This window comes from Catellatospora sp. NPDC049609, from assembly GCF_040675365.1.
Lineage (GTDB): Bacteria > Actinomycetota > Actinomycetes > Mycobacteriales > Micromonosporaceae > Catellatospora.
This window is the reverse complement of the sequence record NZ_JBFAOU010000058.1, coordinates 26945-42959: the sequence shown is the minus strand read 5'-3', so window position 1 is coordinate 42959 and position 16015 is coordinate 26945. Positions and strand designations below refer to the sequence as shown.

The 16015-nt window shown below is 69.5% G+C and carries 14 protein-coding genes; 7 read left to right on the top strand and 7 right to left on the bottom strand.

The features are described from left to right. The 4 genes from AB0J67_RS18250 to AB0J67_RS18235 form a co-directional block, all read right to left on the bottom strand. Positions 1 to 263 (bottom strand): hypothetical protein (locus AB0J67_RS18250; protein ID WP_363483632.1); only part of this gene is annotated, 263 nt, incomplete at its 3' end. 279 nt (positions 264 to 542) lie between these two features. After that, positions 543 to 1604 (bottom strand): GDSL-type esterase/lipase family protein, encoded by a 1062-nt coding sequence (locus AB0J67_RS18245; RefSeq protein ID WP_363483630.1) that lies wholly within the window; start codon positions 1602 to 1604, stop codon positions 543 to 545. Positions 1605 to 1936: 332 nt separating this feature from the next. After that, complete coding sequence (locus AB0J67_RS18240) at positions 1937 to 6241, bottom strand: fibronectin type III domain-containing protein (RefSeq protein WP_363483627.1); 4305 nt, start codon at positions 6239 to 6241, stop codon at positions 1937 to 1939. A gap of 479 nt (positions 6242 to 6720) precedes the next feature. Beyond that, a complete protein-coding gene (locus AB0J67_RS18235; protein ID WP_363483624.1) occupies positions 6721 to 6846 on the bottom strand; it encodes a hypothetical protein in 126 nt (41 codons plus the stop codon). A 923-nt stretch (positions 6847 to 7769) separates the two neighbouring features. Between AB0J67_RS18235 and AB0J67_RS18230 the strand changes: the two genes are divergently transcribed. Continuing rightward, complete coding sequence (locus tag AB0J67_RS18230) at positions 7770 to 8180, top strand: hypothetical protein (RefSeq protein WP_363483621.1); 411 nt, start codon at positions 7770 to 7772, stop codon at positions 8178 to 8180. Between the two features lie 9 nt (positions 8181 to 8189). Here the strand turns inward: AB0J67_RS18230 and AB0J67_RS18225 are convergent, their stop codons facing one another. Further along, the gene (locus tag AB0J67_RS18225; protein WP_363483618.1) at positions 8190 to 8483 is read right to left on the bottom strand and encodes a MerR family transcriptional regulator; all 294 of its coding nucleotides are present in this window, start codon (positions 8481 to 8483) and stop codon (positions 8190 to 8192) included. 593 nt (positions 8484 to 9076) lie between these two features. Here AB0J67_RS18225 and AB0J67_RS18220 point away from each other — a divergent pair. Together AB0J67_RS18220 and AB0J67_RS18215 are read left to right on the top strand one after the other, a co-directional pair. After that, positions 9077 to 9415 carry an STAS domain-containing protein gene (locus AB0J67_RS18220; protein WP_363483615.1) on the top strand — a complete coding sequence of 113 codons (339 nt, stop codon included), beginning with the start codon at positions 9077 to 9079 and terminating at the stop codon, positions 9413 to 9415. Between the two features lie 215 nt (positions 9416 to 9630). Continuing rightward, complete coding sequence (locus tag AB0J67_RS18215; protein WP_363483612.1) at positions 9631 to 10179, top strand: STAS domain-containing protein; 549 nt, start codon at positions 9631 to 9633, stop codon at positions 10177 to 10179. 357 nt (positions 10180 to 10536) lie between these two features. Here AB0J67_RS18215 and AB0J67_RS18210 read toward each other — a convergent pair whose 3' ends face one another. Both AB0J67_RS18210 and AB0J67_RS18205 read right to left on the bottom strand, forming a co-directional pair. Continuing rightward, positions 10537 to 10953, bottom strand: a complete 417-nt coding sequence (locus AB0J67_RS18210) for a DUF2809 domain-containing protein (RefSeq protein WP_363483609.1) — start codon at positions 10951 to 10953, stop codon at positions 10537 to 10539. A gap of 293 nt (positions 10954 to 11246) precedes the next feature. Next, the gene (locus AB0J67_RS18205) at positions 11247 to 11882 is read right to left on the bottom strand and encodes a helix-turn-helix domain-containing protein (RefSeq protein ID WP_363483606.1); all 636 of its coding nucleotides are present in this window, start codon (positions 11880 to 11882) and stop codon (positions 11247 to 11249) included. A gap of 86 nt (positions 11883 to 11968) precedes the next feature. Between AB0J67_RS18205 and AB0J67_RS18200 the strand changes: the two genes are divergently transcribed. The 4 genes from AB0J67_RS18200 (at position 11969) to AB0J67_RS18185 (ending at position 15988) form a co-directional block, all read left to right on the top strand. Continuing rightward, complete coding sequence (locus AB0J67_RS18200; RefSeq protein WP_363483603.1) at positions 11969 to 13108, top strand: epoxide hydrolase family protein; 1140 nt, start codon at positions 11969 to 11971, stop codon at positions 13106 to 13108. 223 nt (positions 13109 to 13331) lie between these two features. Further along, a complete protein-coding gene (locus AB0J67_RS18195) occupies positions 13332 to 13871 on the top strand; it encodes a winged helix-turn-helix domain-containing protein (protein ID WP_363483600.1) in 540 nt (179 codons plus the stop codon). Continuing rightward, complete coding sequence (locus AB0J67_RS18190; protein WP_363483597.1) at positions 13868 to 15157, top strand: MFS transporter; 1290 nt, start codon at positions 13868 to 13870, stop codon at positions 15155 to 15157. The genes AB0J67_RS18195 and AB0J67_RS18190 overlap by 4 nt, the downstream gene beginning before the upstream one ends. A 48-nt stretch (positions 15158 to 15205) precedes the next feature. Next, positions 15206 to 15988 carry a GNAT family N-acetyltransferase gene (locus AB0J67_RS18185; protein WP_363483594.1) on the top strand — a complete coding sequence of 261 codons (783 nt, stop codon included), beginning with the start codon at positions 15206 to 15208 and terminating at the stop codon, positions 15986 to 15988. Positions 15989 to 16015 lie beyond the last annotated feature (27 nt).

The following is a 16015-nucleotide window of genomic DNA, read 5'->3' as shown; positions in this document are numbered from 1 at the left end:
GCGTCCACGGTCCATCGGCGGTTGTCCCGGGCTGACATGAGGTAGCGCTCCAGGGCCTCGAAGTGCGCGCTCGCCGCGCCTTGGGGGCCCGCGCCTTTTCCCGCGCCGACGGCGACCCGTGCTCCGTCCTGGAACAGCGTGACGCGCATGGTCGGCGATGCGGCCGGGCCGAGGACCGCCGCCCGCGCCGTGAGGCCGAGCCGGTTGATCTCGGCCAAAGCTGCCGCGAGGGCGCACTCGGCCGGCACGGACCGGAACGGCACCGCAGCCTCCCCCGGGGACTGTTAACCGGCCCGGACTGTGCCAGAGACCTGCGCTGATGTCAACAGCTGGGAGCGGAGTCCGAGGGGCTTGTTGATCCATGTGGGTCCATCAGGGCTGAGACTGGCGGCGCCAACCAGCTGATCACCGCCCTGAAGGACACCTCCGTTGAAGACTGCGAGGCAAGAGTTCGGACGTCGCGATCGATTCTCATGTGGAGGGACGCGCGCGGCAGGTCCAGGGCTGTGGGCGACCTGCAGTCCTGGACGCACACGGCTCCGTCAGGCGTACGGCGTCACCGAGCAGACGTTCGAGAACACGCCCTTGTCGTACCATTTCGCCGCCTGCAGCCGGTATTCGTAGGTCTGGCCGGCGGTGAGGTAGAGGTTGGTGAGTGGGTTGTCGGTGAGGAACGTGAGCTGGTAGACCTGCGCGTCCCAGGTGCCGCCGGCGAGGCGGCGCTGGAACCAGTAGCCGGTCGCACCCGGTGACTCGGTCCACTGCAGCCGGGCCATGTTCTGCCCCGCCGTGCAGGTGAGCTGGAACGGCAGCACCGGTCCGGTTGGCACGCCGGAAAGGCTGAGCGGGTAGGCGGGGCCGATCCCGAACGTGGCGGAGAATACGTCGGCGACCGCGTCGGCGATCCGGATCTCGCCCTGGGCGTTGGGGTGCGTGCCGTCGTGGCTGTCGTGCGGCGTCACGTTGAAGTCCGGCTGGTAGCCGGCTGCCTGCGGGACGTAGGCGATCGGCGACGTCGGGGTCGACGACGCGGCCGCCAGGTCACTCAGGCGCTGGTTGTACTCGGCGACGCGGGCGGCGTTGACGGCGTTGCCCGCGGCCCACTTCGTCGGCTGGATCGCCGCCAGCACCAGCCGCACGTTCGGCTTGGCCGCCCTGGCGTTGGCGACCAGGGCCTGCATGTCCGCCGCGACGGCGGCCGGGGTCCGGGTGCTGAACCAGGTCAGATCGTTGAGGCCGAGCATCACCACGACGAAGTCAGGCTGGTAGGCGCTCACCTGCGCGGCGATGGTGTCTTTTGCCCCGGTCGGGTAGCCGGAGAACGTGCCCACGAATCCGCCCCAGCGGGCGAAGTGGTCGCGGTCGAAGGCCGGATCGGCGTAGGCGTCGCTGAAGACGAAGGTGCTGCCCGCCGAGCGGATGTTGTCGAACACCTTGTTGCTCGGTCCGACGAAGTCGACACTGACGTTGTTGGCGGTCAGGTGCTTCCAGAAACGGTAGCGCCAGGTGTAGTCCCCGGCACTGCCCTGGGTCGTCGACGACCCCACCACCATGATCTTGGCCGGGGCCGGTAGGTCGGCCACGGCCGGCGTCTGGATGAGCAAGGAGCCCAGCATCGCGAGTACAGCGAGAATTCCAGCCGCGGCGGGGCGGCGGCGCGCGGAGGCACATACGTGTGAATCAGTCGTTGTCACCTTGCTAGAACGATGCGGCCCCGCCAAAAGTTGACGCCGCGCGGGGACCGGTTCGATGAAGGACGGCGTTGGCCGGTCTGGTCCCGCCAGAGGTGGGCATGGTCGCCGTGCTCGAACGTCCGCGTCGGCGGCGTGCCGCTCGCGGCCGTGCGCATGTGACCGCGGCACTGCCCGCGGTTCACCCCGTTGCCGGGGCGCTTTCTCGACGGACACGTCCAGAAAACGCCCCGGCAACGGGCAACTCACATGACCGTCAGGTACGTGTCGAAGGACGACGCGAGCACCCGCCGCCGCGAGTACGCCTCGGAGTTGACGCCGTTGTACTCCTCGATGATCACGTATGCGCCGTCGATGCCGGCGACCCATGCCACGTGCCCGTAGTCTCCCCGGCTGTGCTGGGCGATGGAGCCCACCACGGGCGTCGTCCAGACCGCTCCGCCGTGCTTGGGCGCCGCCTCGTCCCAGTTCTTCGCGTGCCAGTAGTTGCTGACCACGAAGCCCGGCGGGTCCGGGTTCGGGTAGTGCCGCCACACTCGCGAGGCCACGAACGACGTGCACTGCTTGCGCCAGAACCCGTACCGGTCGATCGGCGACCAGCCGCCCTTCCACGGGTAGTCGTCGACCGTGCCGAACGCCAGGACGGTTTCGGTCGAGTCGGGGCCGTAGACGCCGAACCGGTCGGCGACCACCCGGTAGGTGTAGCAGCCCGCGGCGCCGCCGACCCGGTGCGTCGTACCCGTGAGCATGAACCCGACCCGGTACCACGTCGACGTCTTGCAGACCTGCGCCTCCACGGTGTACCCGGTGGCGTTGGCGACCGCGTTCCATGACACGTCCACGTCGGACGAGTCGGTTCGGGGCACCGCCTTCACCCCGTTCGGGCGTCCGGGCGCGGTGATGGTCAGGGTCACCGCGGCGGTGTTGGACGCCCCCGACATCCCGGTCAGGTTCTCGGCCTTGAGATGGAACTCGTAGCGCTTGCCCGGGTTCAGCATGCTCATCGTGAACGCGCAGCACGTGCTCAGCGGGTACTGGGCCTTCGTCCAGGCGCTCTGCCCGGCGATGCGGTAGAAGATCCAGTAGTAGACGCTGCCGGTGGAGCTCGCCGTCCAGGTCAGCCTCGCCGCCGTGTCGCCCTGCGCGCTCACCGACAGCCCGCTGGGCGCCTGCGGCAGCGGCGGCATCGGCCTGGCCCCGGCCGCGACCGACGCGGCCGAGTCCCCGGCCAGGTTCGTCGCCCGCAGCCGGAACTCGTAGTAGGTGCCGTTGCTGAGCAGCCCGGCCGTGAACTGGCAGCACGTGGTGACCGGCAGCGGCAGCCGCTGCCACGTCCCGCCCGCCGGGCGCTGCTCGACCCAGTAGTACACGTTCGGGGTCGGGCTGGCCGTCCAGCGCAGCGTGATCTGCCCGTCGCCCACGATCGCGATCAGCCCCGTCGGGGGCTGCGGCAGCGGCGGCAGCGGCCGCGCGCTGGCCACGTTCGAGGCCGCCGAGTCACCGTGCACGTTGTTGGCCCGCACCCGGAACTCGTACGTCGTGCCGTTGGCCAGCAGCGTCGCGGTGAACACGCAGCAGGTGCTCAGCGGATACTGCAGCCGCTGCCAGGTGCCGCCCGCCACACGCTGCTCGATCCAGTAGTACACGTTCGCGGTGCCGCTGGCCGTCCAGCGCAACGTCACCTGCCCGTCGCCCGCGGTCGCGGTCAGGCCGCTGGGCGCCTGCGGCAGGCCGCCGGTCGCCGTCGCGCGCACCGCCGCCGTCGCCGGACCCTCACCGCCCTGGTTCTCCGCGGTCACCTTGAACTCGTACACGTGCCCGTGCACCAGCCAGCCCAGACTGGCCGACGTCCGGGCGGTCGGATACGCCGACTTCGTGAACGACTGACCGCCCGTGACGTCGCGCGAGTAGATCCAGTACAGGACGTTGCCGGCGGTGGCGTCCCAGTCCAGGTCGATGCTGCCGTCACCGGCGGCGGTCGCCCGCAGGTTCGCCGGGGCCGGCGGCTTGGCGTAGTTCGACGTGCCCCGCACCGCCGCCGACGCAGGGCCGTCGCCGGTCTGGTTGGTGCCCGCCACCTTGAACTCGTACACGTGCCCGTGCGTCAGCAACCCGGCCGCGAACGTGCAGCACGTGCCGACCGGCAGCGACAGCTTCGTGAACGCCGTCTCCCCCGCCGTCACGTCGCGCTGGTACACCCAGTAGTACAGGTCGGTGTCCGGCGCGGTCCAGTTCAGCCGCAGCTCGCCGCTGCTCAGCGACGTCACCGTCAGGCCGGTCACCTGACCGGGCAGCGGCCGCCGCGGCGTCGCCGTCACCGTGTTCGACGCCGCAGACTCCCCCGCCTGGTTCGTCGAGGTCACCTTGAACTCGTACACGTGCCCGTTGGCCAGGTAACCCGCCGTCATCGTGCAGCAGGTCGAGATCGGGATGGGCAGCCGCGTGAACGCGGGCTCCCCCGCCGTCACGTCCCGCTGATACACCCAGTACCACGTATCCGGGCTGCTGCTGGCACCCCAGGTCAGTTGCACCTGGCCGTTGCCCGCCACAGCGGACAGGGTGCCTGGCGCGGCCGGCAGCGGATACGACGACACGGCCCTGGCCAGGTTCGACGCCGCCGACTCCCCGCCGGAGTTGCTGGCCACGACCTTGAACTCGTACTCGTGGCCGTGGGCGAGGTATCCGGCGGCCAGCTCGCAGCACGACAGCGGCAGTGGCAGCTGCGTGAACGTCGTCTCCCCCGCGGTCACGTCACGCTGGAACATCAGGTAGTACACGTTGCTGGCCGGGCCGGACCAGGTCAGCCGGATCGTGCCGTTGCCCTGCGCGACGGCGGTCAGTCCGGTGGGCGTCGGCGGCAGCGCGTAGCGGGCGGTGGCACGCACCGCCGCCGACTGCGGCGAGGTGCCGCCGCCGTGGCTGGCCGTGACGGCGAACTCGTACTCGTGGTTGTGTGCCAGCCAGGTGACGCTCAGCGTGGTGTCGCCAGGGTTGGCGTCGTTGACTGCGCTGAACGCCGTCTCACCTGCGGTCACGTCCCGGCGGACCACGTCGTAGCGCCACGCGTACGGCACTGCGCCCCAGTTCAGCGCGATGGTGCCGTCGCTGCCCGCGACGGCGGTCAGCCCGCTCGGGGCCGGCGGGGCGGCGATGGTCACCGCGACGCTGCGCACCACCGACGGCAGGCCCTCGCCTGCGGCGTTGCGGGCGGTGACCCGGAACTCGTACGTGTGCCCGGTTCGGAACCCGCCCAGCGTCTGGTTCGCGCCTGTCGGCGATGCGACCCGAGCGAAGTGGGTCTGCCCCGCGGTGACATCACGCTGGTAGACGGTGTAGGTCACGCCGCTGCCGGACACCGCCGGCCAGGTCAGGCTCACCGCGCCCGTCGGGTCGCCGGCCGCGGTCAGGCCCGCCGGCGCGGCCGGCACCGCGGCCGGGTCCGGTGCCGGCACCGGCCAGGTCACGTCCACGAACCGCGGCCGGTAGATCCGCGCGTCGGCATAGAGGTCCTCGCTGACCAGGCTGTGCACGTTGTACGACACCAGCAGTTTGCCGTTGGGCGCCAGGTGCGGGTGCACGCGCGCGTCGTACACGATCACGCCCTCCCGCTGGGCCGGCTCCGGTGCGGTGAACAGCTCGACCGGGTCGGAGAACGGGCCGGTCGGGCTGCCGGCCGTGTACGCCACCGCGTGCGCGGCGAACGGGGTGTTGCTCTCCATCGTCACCACGACGTACTGCGAGCCGATCTTCTGCACCCCGAACGCGGTGCCGACCCCCGACAGGGGAAGCCGTGCCGAGGCCGTAGCCGAGGCCGACCAGCCGCTGCCGGTCCAGTACTGCCACGCTCCGCTCAGCCCGCCCGCGGGCACCCTGGCCAGGCGGGCGAAACGCATCGCGTCGGCGGCGACGTACTCGGAACCGTAGATGTAGGTGTAGCCGCCGTCCTCCAGCAGCGCTGCACCCCACGCGACGGTGTCGCCCAGCGGCAGCTCGGTGACGCTGCTGACGGTCAGGCCCGGCAGGGCCATGCTCGCCAGCGCGGTGCCCGTCAGTGCGAAGTCCAGGCCGCCGTCACCGGTCTTGCGATAGCGGTTGACCAGCACCTTCATTGTGCCGGCCTCGACCGTGGCGTCGGCGATCCAGTACCACTCGCCGCTGACCGCCGACGGGATCAGCGACTGCGGGGCGGCGGCCGAGCCGCCGTGCACGGTCGAGGTCAGCGCCGCGCCGTCCTGCACCACCAGCGAATTGTTGATCATCGGGCTCGACCGGGGTCGGCTGAAGTCGGCGTTGACCGTGCCGATCATCGTGTCGGAGAACAACCACGCCACCCGCCCGTCGGGCAGCAGCACCGACGCGGTGCTGTCGGCGCCGCTCCACCGGCCGCTGGTGTTGCCGTAGCCGGCGAACAGTTGCGTCAGCTGCGCACCGGTCATGCCGCCCGCGGGCGGCGCCGCGGCAGCCGCCGCAGGCCTCACACCGGGTGCGGTGAGCAGTCCGATCAGGATTCCCGCCAGTGCCAGACCGGTGGTGTGGCGCCTTCGGCGCATGAGCCCTCCCCAGGGGTCGTCGCCGCGCTCTGGCGGCGCGCCGGAAGGCTCGACCGGGGCGCGGGCCGGTAAAAGATAGCAATACATCGACTGCCCGGTCACCCCTCGCCCGCTGCGTGACGAGGTCGCGCTCAGGCGGCCGGGTCGCCGGTGGTCAGCAGGGAGGACAACTGCTCTCGCTGGGTGAACTCTGGTGTGCATGAATGTGCCCAGCTGTGCTCATCCCGCAGCGTTGGTCTCTTTGGACCGTCGGCATCACGTGCGATGCTGGTGGCCGATCCGGAACTGGAGGGGTAACCACCCAACCTGTCTACAGTGATCGACTCTTCCTGGTGGGCTTTGAGCGCTGTCGTGCACGCCGGCCGTGTCGGGTCGCCAGGGTCGGCCGGGTAGTGCTCTCCTGGGGAATCGTCGTGTTGGCCGTGGCGGTGTCCGCAGGGGCGACGCCATCCGCTCCCTACCACGCCGATGATGATCCGCTACGCGGTGACGGTACGGTCGGCGCGATGGCCCGCGGACACGGCGCCGAGCATCTCCGCGGCCCGGCCCATCGTGTAGGCGGGGTAGTCGTCCTCGCCGAACATGTCCTGCGGGTTTTGACTCATTCACACCTTCATGACGAGGGCCCCGGCGCGAAAGCGCCGGGGCCCAGGGTTACGGGTAGAACACCATCACCGGCTAACAGCGCCGGTTTGTCGTATCCGCACCGGCTGCCATGAACGGCGCCAGGCGCGAGGATCGCGTAAGCGTGACCGAGACCACCTTTCGTACGGATGGAAACAGCGGCGACCGGCAGACTCGAACAACAGCCTGCAACGGGCGATCCAACGGTGTACCTGCCCTCCCTTTCCTCTGCTTCCCACTTACCTTGCCGTCGTGCCACCCGCCGGCGCTGGAGCCCCACGCGACTTCATGGCCCCACCACGTACGGCGGACTTCGAACCCGGGCGAAGCCCCAAACTGTTTCCTGGCCTCGCCTGCTGACACCCCGTGGCACTACCCGGGCGGTACCCGTACTGCCACTTCCCTACTTCCGCCGGTGCCGGAGCCCCACTCGACTTCGTGGCCCCACGCACGTACGGCCTTCCTGCCCCGGTGAAACCCTGACCAAAAGCTGGCCTCACCGGCTAGGCCCGGGCCCAACCGCGACCCGGTACTGCTGTTCGGTACTGCTCGGGCGGTGCCGTGACGTGCTCGGCGCCAGCTCCGCGTTGGTCCAGTACCCGCATGGGCGGGCAATGTTTCGTCGGCGTCTTTATGTTCCTTCGTTGACTCCAGGAACTCTAACGAACGATCCTGCGGATGTCTACTACGGCCGCCACATATTTTCTGGCGGCCTTCCGTGAAGGTCGGTGCCACTGGTGCGCCACGCTCTCGGTTCTGTGTTCCGCTGGCGCCTCGGGCCACGTCGTCAGCGAGCTTCACCAACTGAGGCCAGATGATCGAGGGGCCGGTGCCGCGATGCTGACCCGTGGACGTGATCCGCAGTTCCGGCGCACGAGGCCTGTCGGTCCGAGCAAGAGCCGGGATGTCGAAGAAAGCCTGCCTGCTGCGCGGGTCGACGGCGTCGGGGCAGACCTGGCCGCGAACGAGCGCAATCAGGCGTGGTTTGACGCCCGTCCGCAGCGGGCAGCACTGCGGCGTCGCCGATGCGGCGATCGTGATCCTGCCAGTTGACGAGCGGCCCCGAGACGGCCGAGACGTCGACGGCGTCCTCGATCGCTTCAAGGAACTGACCACCCGCGCCGCACGGGAGATCGCGGCACTACAGGCCACGATCGCGCAACTCGAGCGACTTCGTGTGGAGATCGAGCAGCACGGCCAGCGCTGGAATACGGCGCCGGCGTCCACTGGCCCGGCAATATGCCCACCTCCGTCCAGCGGCCCGAGGGTCAGGCGGACCGCGGCAAGGCATTGCGCCGAGATCAGGCAGCCCTGAGCAATCGGATCAGGCGTGCTGCGTGAGGCGGCGGGCTTCCTGGAGTTGGTCTTGTAGGGCGATGATGCGGCATGCCGCTTCCAAGCCGATGCCCTGGTCGACCAGGGCGCGGGCGCGGGCAGCCAGGCGCAGTTCGTGGCGGGTGTAGCGCCGGTGTCCGGCGGCAGAGCGTTGCGGGTTGATCAGCACCTGGTCGAGGCTGCGCAGGAAACCGCGCGTCGTGCCGAGCATCTCGGCGGCACGGCCCATCGTGTAGGCGGGGTAGTGCTCGTCTGCCAACCTGTCGTCTGGGTTTTGGCCCATTCTCACCTCCATGACGAGGGCCCCGGCGCGGAAGCGCCGGGGCCCAGGGCTGCGGTCGAACACCATCCGCCGACCAACCGCGTCGGCTTGTCGTCACGCACCAGCCGACCAGCGGCTCTCAGGGTGCGGGGATCGCGTAAGCGTGACCGAAGACCACCTCTGACACGACGCGGTGCTGCGGTATCCGCCCGACCGGGGATTCAGGTCGATCGCGGGCGATCCAGTGGTGTTACGGCCCTCCCTTTCCTCTGCGTTCTCTGCCGCTTGCTTCTCGATCCGCCCTCGCCGTTCTCAAGCCACGGGTTCCGCGGGCACATCTGCCGCACTCAGGCGGAGACCTGAACCTGCTTCGTCCCACCGGTTGCGCTGGAGCTTCGGCGGATCCTGGGTATTGCCGTGCGTGGTGTGTGGCGCTGGTTCCGCCTCCGTCCGGCGCCTCAGGACGGGCCGTCGTGCGCGTCTCACGTGACTCTGTTGATAGCAAGAGGAACGTTAGCCAAGGCCGGAGAGTATGTCTAGTGCGGCCAGGCTAGATTTTTTGTGCTGCCGCTCGTAGCCTATGCATCCGTGACAGGCGCGGGAGGGCGGTTCGGGTGACACTCCAGATCACGACGGACGTCGACGAGAGCGGCGTCGCCATTCTCGGTGTCGTCGGGGACATCGATGACGGTGCCGACCTCACCGCTGCCATCACCGCGGCCCTCGACACACACCAGGTCACGCAGCTTGTCGTCGACCTCGTACAGGTCTCGTCGCTCGCCATGGCAGGCTTGGACGCACTACTGCGCGGCCGGGCCGCGGTCCTGCGGGCCGGTGCGGCCTTCCGGGTCATCCGCCCCCAGCATCCGGTGCGCCGAGTCCTGGACCTCACCGGCACCTGCCAACTCCTCACCCGCGGACTCGCCACAGCATCCGAGCCCGCCACCCCCTAGCGCACCCCCGGACCAGCGACGCCCTCCGGCGCTGTCCGCGTCCCGACCAGCGAGCCTTCCACCGACCGGGATCGGTCCGACCACCGCTGGATCGGCGAAGGCCTCGACGCCCGCAGTACCCCGGAAACCGCTGCGTCCGGCACGGCCGGTACGAATCTGCCCGGCCCCTGGCAGCGGCGTTAAACCGTTGCGGCGGGCCGGGACGGGCCCTAGGCTTGCGGTCAGCCCCGGCGACACACTGCTACCGGGCAGGCAGGAGCAACCACAGACATGGCACCTCCCGCCCCATCAGCGCCAGACCCGCACCCCGGACAACCCTCAACACCTCGACGTTCAGGCGGCAGGCCGACATTCTGAGCATCCGGCTGCGCACCCTGGCCGGCACCCCGCGCCTGGTCGTCACCGGCGAGGTCGAAGCCTCCAGCGTCTACCTGCTGACCAAAGTCGCTGACGCGATCATGAGGACCAAGGCCACCACCGCACTGACACTGGACATGTCAGCGGTGACACTCATCGACGGCACCGGAGTCGCGGCAGTACACGCGTGCCACCGCCAGGCCGCCACACGCGGCCTCCAATTCCTGATCATCAACTCGTCCGTTGCAGTAGCAGCGGCCCTGAGCGCCGACGGCCGTGGCAGAGCGCTCACCGGAACGTCCCGGCTGCCCTCACCGGCCGCCGCCCGCAATCCCGTCAGGTCCCGGCCACGGGGCCGACGCCACCGATCGCGATGCGCCCAGCGCAGACCAGCAGCACCGGCCTGACCACGCCCGACGCGCCAGAAAACCGCGAGCTGCGGGTCCAGCAACGTCTCAAGCACACCATGGCGGACAATTCGACTGGCGGCAGTACCCGCGACACCTTCCCGGCAGCCCGCACCACCGTCGCACCACGAGCGCACGACGAAGGGCCCACGATGACCGCCACCGCCCACCAAGTGAGCTATACACTCGATAGACATCGATTAACGGCCGGAGCGTTTGGTCAACCTGCGACCTGTCGGAATTAGACACGACGACCCGTCCGCGGGTAGATCACCTGGCTTGTGACAACTCAACCGATCTTCGCGGACAGGCCGCCCCGGGTAAAGACTAGTCGATGTCTATCGAGTGAATAGCTCTCTAAGGCTCAACGGGTGTCAGGTCTGCCTGGGAACGTGTACGGGCCCGAAGGAACCAATGGGCGGCGGCCAATGGGACGGCGCCGACGGGGTACCAGGCAACATCGATGGTGTCGAACTGGGCGCCCAGCAGCAGGCGCGCGAACGAGCTGCGTTCGGAGAGTGCTGCGGGTATGGGGGTGAGCTGTGCGAACTCGATGAGCCAGCAGTAGACGATCGCGGCGCTGCCAGCGAGCAGTGGGGACATCAGCGGCCAGATGAAGATCACGATCGTGTAGACGATGGCCGCGGACAAGGCGGCGCCTGAGTACTGTTCGATGGGCCCGTCCATCGTGGCGCGGATTGCGAAGGCAGCGCCTGTAAAGCCAGCTGCAGATACCACCATCAGTGGCCGAATCCGCCGCACTGCGAACGACATCGAGCAATCATAAGTGGCAGCGCAGCTGATTCGCCCTCCACCTCCGAGACTGGGGAACCCGGTTCCTCCGAGCCGCCCAAGGACCAGCCGCCGCGCCGGCCTCTCGGCGGATACGCACGAACCCGGCAAGGGAGTCCGTCGGGTGACGCCATATTCGCTTCGGACGCGACCAGAGGCGCGGTTGCCAGCAGCTGTGGCGGGCAAGGACCTCGCGCGTCGTGGTCGGCTCGTCGCCAGCCGAGCTGTCTGAGGGGTGTCGCCATTGGCCCTGGCGGCTGCTGTCGGCGGGAGCGTCATGGCCGCTGCCATCGCCAGTTGAGCTCGTCGGCCGTCGGGGGCGGACCAGGCAGCTCCCCGGCGTCTTGGGCGGCCCATCCGGCAAGGTGGACCGCCAGGTAGCGTCGGCGTAGCGCGGCGGTGCGATCGGAGTCGGGTACGCGCACCGCCGCACAGCCCTCCAGCAGCAGGATGAGGTCGGGGGTCACCACGTCGCTGCGCAGCCGACCGGAGCGGTGAGCTCGCCGCATGAGCGCCTCGGCGAGCTGATTGGCGCGGACGGCGTCGCGGCCCATCTGCTCGGTCGGGGTGAAGGTGCCGGCCAGGTGGACCGTCAGCGAGTGCACGTCGGCGGCGACGATCCGCTCGACGAACGTGGCGAAGGCCCGCCAGTCATCGGATTCGGCGGCGGCGGCTTCGGCCTCGGCGATGTAGCGGCGCAGGCCGTCGTGGCACAGGGTGCGCAGCAGTTCCTCCTTGCTGGAGTAGCGCCGGTAGAGCGCGCTTATGCCGACGCCCGCGCGCTCGGCGACGGCCGCGATGGGCGCGGACGGGTTGGCCAGGAAGACCTCCCTGGCAGCGGTGAGGATGACCTCGTCGTTACGGGCGGCTTGACCTCGCCGGCCGGAAAGGCCGGACATCGCTGACGTCATGCGCACACGATAACAGTGGAACAGATCGTTCCGCTCTGCTATGGTCAAACGGAACGAAGCATTCCGCTCTGATCGGGAGACCTGCCATGTCCGAGTTCCGCCCCTTCCGCGTCGACATCGCCCAGCCCCTGCTCGACGACCTCCGCGACCGCCTGACCCGGGCTCTGTGGCCTCACGAACTGCCTGGCGTCGGCGCCGCCTACGGCCAGACCAACGACCGGATCCGCGCCCTGGCCCGCTACTGGCTCGACGAGTACGACTGGCGCGTCACCGAGCGGCGGCTGAACTCTTACGACCAGTTCACGACCGAGATCGACGGCGAGGAGATCCACTTCCTGCACGTGCGCTCACCCCGGCCGGACGCGACGCCGCTGATCCTCACCCACGGGTGGCCCGGCTCCGTGCTGGAGTACCTCGACCTCATCGAGCCTCTGACGACCCCGGCAGAACCGCAGACACCGGCGCACCACCTGGTGATCCCATCGCTGCCCGGCTTTGGCTTCTCCGGCCCGACGCGCACGCCCGGCTGGAACCGGCACCGGACCGCACGTGCCTGGGCCGAACTGATGAGCCGGCTGGGCTACGACCGCTACGGGGCGGTCGGCAACGACGCCGGCTCGATGATCGCGCCCCTGCTGGGGCAGGCGGCGCCGGACAACGTCATCGGCGTGCACGTCACGCAGATCTTCTCGTTCCCCTCCGGCGACGCCGCCGAGTTCGAAGGACTCGACGCCGCCGACCTCGCGGCGCTGGCCAAGCTGAACTGGTTCTACGAGAACATGTTCTCCTTCAACACCCTGCACAGCCAGCAGCCGCAGACGATCGCCTTCGCGCTGGCCGACTCCCCCGTCGGGCTACTGGCCTGGAACGGGCAGCTGTTCGGCGAAGGACTCGACCCCGAGTTCGTGATCGCCAACGTGGCCCTCTACTGGCTGACCGGCACGTCCGCCTCATCGATCCGGTTCTACTACGAGGACGCCCACCACACCACCGAGCCCACCGCGCCGACGACGGCACCACTGGGCCTGGCGATGTTCACCGGAGACTTCCAGTCCATCCGCCGGTTCGCCGACCGCGACCACGCCAACATCGTCAGCTGGCACTCCTACGACACCGGCCGCCCCACCGGCTCGCAACGCGACGCGGCCGGGCACTACGCCGCGCACGAGGCACCCGAGATCCTCGCCGGAGACATCCGCCGGTTCTTCGCCGCCGTGGCCGGCTGACCCACCACCACACGTTCCCGCCAAGTGCCGGCGGGTCGGGTCGCCGCGTCGACCCGGCCCGCCGGACGGGCGCCGAGCTGCCGGCGGCCGGACCGCACCCACGACCACTGTGGACTCACGCACCACTGTCCGGCACGATCGCCGGCTGGCCCTCGCGTCGTCGCGCCCGAATGATCGCAGAAACCTCTTGCGCAATGGTCAAGAATCGTTGACCATTGTCCGCGTGCCAGTCGACGATCTTCCTGAGACGTTCCACGTCACCAATGACGAGCAGCTACGCGCCGTGTCCAACCTCACGCGTCACCGGATCATGGCCGTGCTCCGCTTCGAGCCCGCGACGATCACGCACATCGCCGAACGACTGGGCCTCGCGAAAGGAAGCTCCAGCTACCACGTACGGCTGCTCGAAAGGGCAGGCCTGATCAAGGTCGTGCGAACCCGCAAGGTCAGAGGGGTCACCGAGCGGTACTACGCGATGGCAGCCCGGTCGATCGTGCTGCCGCATCCCGGCGAGGGAGCCCCGGATGTGCTGATGCGGCATGCGGTGGCCGACCTGGAGGCGGCGCCGCTGGAACAGGAGCGGCACGTCCGGATGGCGCACCTGCGGCTGACCGAGGAGCAGTTCGCCGAGCTGGGGGCCCGGTTGCAGGCGCTCGCGGACGAGTATCAACAGCTGTCCGATCCGTCGCTGCCGGACGCGTCACTCGTCTTCGCGCTGTTCCACCCGGCGCGGCCCGAACAGGGCCAAAAGGACGGCAAGTGACCTCAGACATGCGAAAGCTGCCGACCGGGTTCGGGCGACTGTGGACGGCGCAGACGATCTCCTCCCTCGGCGACGGAGTCTCACATGCCGCGCTGCCGCTGCTCGCGGTGACGTTGACGCGCGATCCGATGGCGCTCGCCGTCATCACGGCCGCGAGCACGCTGCCCTGGCTGCTCTTCGGGGTGCTCGGCGGTGCGCTCGTGGACCGCTGGGACCGCCGGCGCACCATGTGGATCATGGACGCGGCACGCGCGTCGCTGCTCGTGATCCCGGCGGCGGCCGCCGCGCTCGACGTGCTGAGCATTCCACTGCTCGCGGCCGTCGCGTTCCTGCTCTGCCTCGGCGGACTCTTCTTCGACACGGCCGCCACGGCCTATCTGCCGGATCTGCTCGGCCGCGACCCCGCGCTGCTCGAACGCGCCAACTCCCGCCTGCGCGGCGCCCAGACCGCCGCGTCCGGCTTCGCGGGACCGCCCGCGGGCAGTGCCCTGCTCGCCCTCGGGCGGGCCGTGCCACTGCTCGCCGACGCGGTGTCGTTCGCGCTGTCCGCACTGCTCGTACGGTCGCTGCCTGCCGTAGCCCGGCCCGTGCCGCAGGTCCGCGAGTCGCTGCTGCGGCAGGCGCGGGCCGGCGCCTCGTACGTCTTCCGGGACACGTTGCTGCTCGGGCTCGCGCTGCGCCCGGCGGTCGGGAACATCGCCTTCCTCGCCGTGGAGACCGTCCTCGTCCTGTTCGCCCACGACCGTCTCGGCATCGACACCTACGGCTTCGGTCTGCTCCTCACGGCACAGGCCACCGGCGGTCTGCTCGGCGCGGGCATCGCGTCCTTCCTGGGCCGGCGACTCGGCACGGGCACCGCGCTGACCTGCACAGCCGCAGCGGAGGGTCTCGCCATCCTGGGCCTTGCCGCCGCGCCGAATCCGTACGTCGCAGGCTTCGCGCTCGCGGTGTGCGGGGCGGGCATGGGCGCCACGATGGTGCTCGGGCCCTCTCTCCGGCAGGCGATCGTGCCCGCCCACCTGATGGGCCGGGTCGCTTCCACCTCCCGCATGCTGGCCATGTGCGCCGCCCCGTTCGGCGCGTTCCTCGGCGGCTGGCTGGCCACCGCTTACGACGTACGCACTCCGCTTTTCACCGCCGCCGCCCTGCTGCTTGCCATGACCGCTGTCACGGCGACCATGACCAGCAACCGGCGGGTCGAGGCGGCGCTACGTGAAGCCTCCGACCGCCGGACGCCGGCGGAGAACAGCCCTGCCCGGGTGACCGAATCAGCCGTCCATGCCTGATCGGTGCACCCGTCAGTCTCCAAGTTTCGACTGCCGGAAAGGCATCAGATGATCTACTCGACCGCACGCGTGGTCACCGACCGACCCCACCGCTACATCAAGCAACTGGTCTCTCACATGGGGCGCAAGGTGCCCACTCGCCTCGACGAAGAACGCGGGTCTGTCATGTTCAGCGTCGGCAGCTGCCTGCTCGTGGCGGCCACCGGCCACTTCGACATGATCGTCAAAGCCGGCGCGGCGGACGCCGTCGCGGCGGTGGAGGACACCATGACCGGCCACCTGCTGCGGTTCGCGACCAGGGACACGCTCACCATCGACTGGCTGCCCCTGGTGCGACCCGCCACAGCCGAGGACGACACCGCTCTGCTCGCACTCAACCGTACGGCTTGGACCGCCGGATCGGGGCTTCCCTCCACCGCAGCTGACGAGCCGACTGAGTACTTCAACGAACGAAGGAAGCCCGAAACCCACCTGGTCGCCGCTCTCGGCGGCCAGATCGTCGGGACCGTGAGCACCCACCGGACGAGCCCGTTCCCCGAAGGGGCCCACGTCTTCGGCCTGTGGAACCTGCTGGTAGCCGAGCAGGCCCGCCGCATGAGCATCGCCTCAGCGCTGCTGTCGGCCGCCGAAGGCCATGCCAGGTCGCAAGGGGCGAAGAAAGTCGGACTGCGCGTCCTCGCCACCAACAGTGGCGCCATCAAGCTCTACCAGCAGCACGGCTACGCCGTCGAAGGCCGGTACGTCGACGAGTTCCTGATCGACGGCTCCTACGTCGATGACATGAGCATGGGCAAGTTCCTGACGTCGGCGGCCACGCCCACCGCCTCGTGACCGAGCCTCAGATCCTGCCCGCGGCCC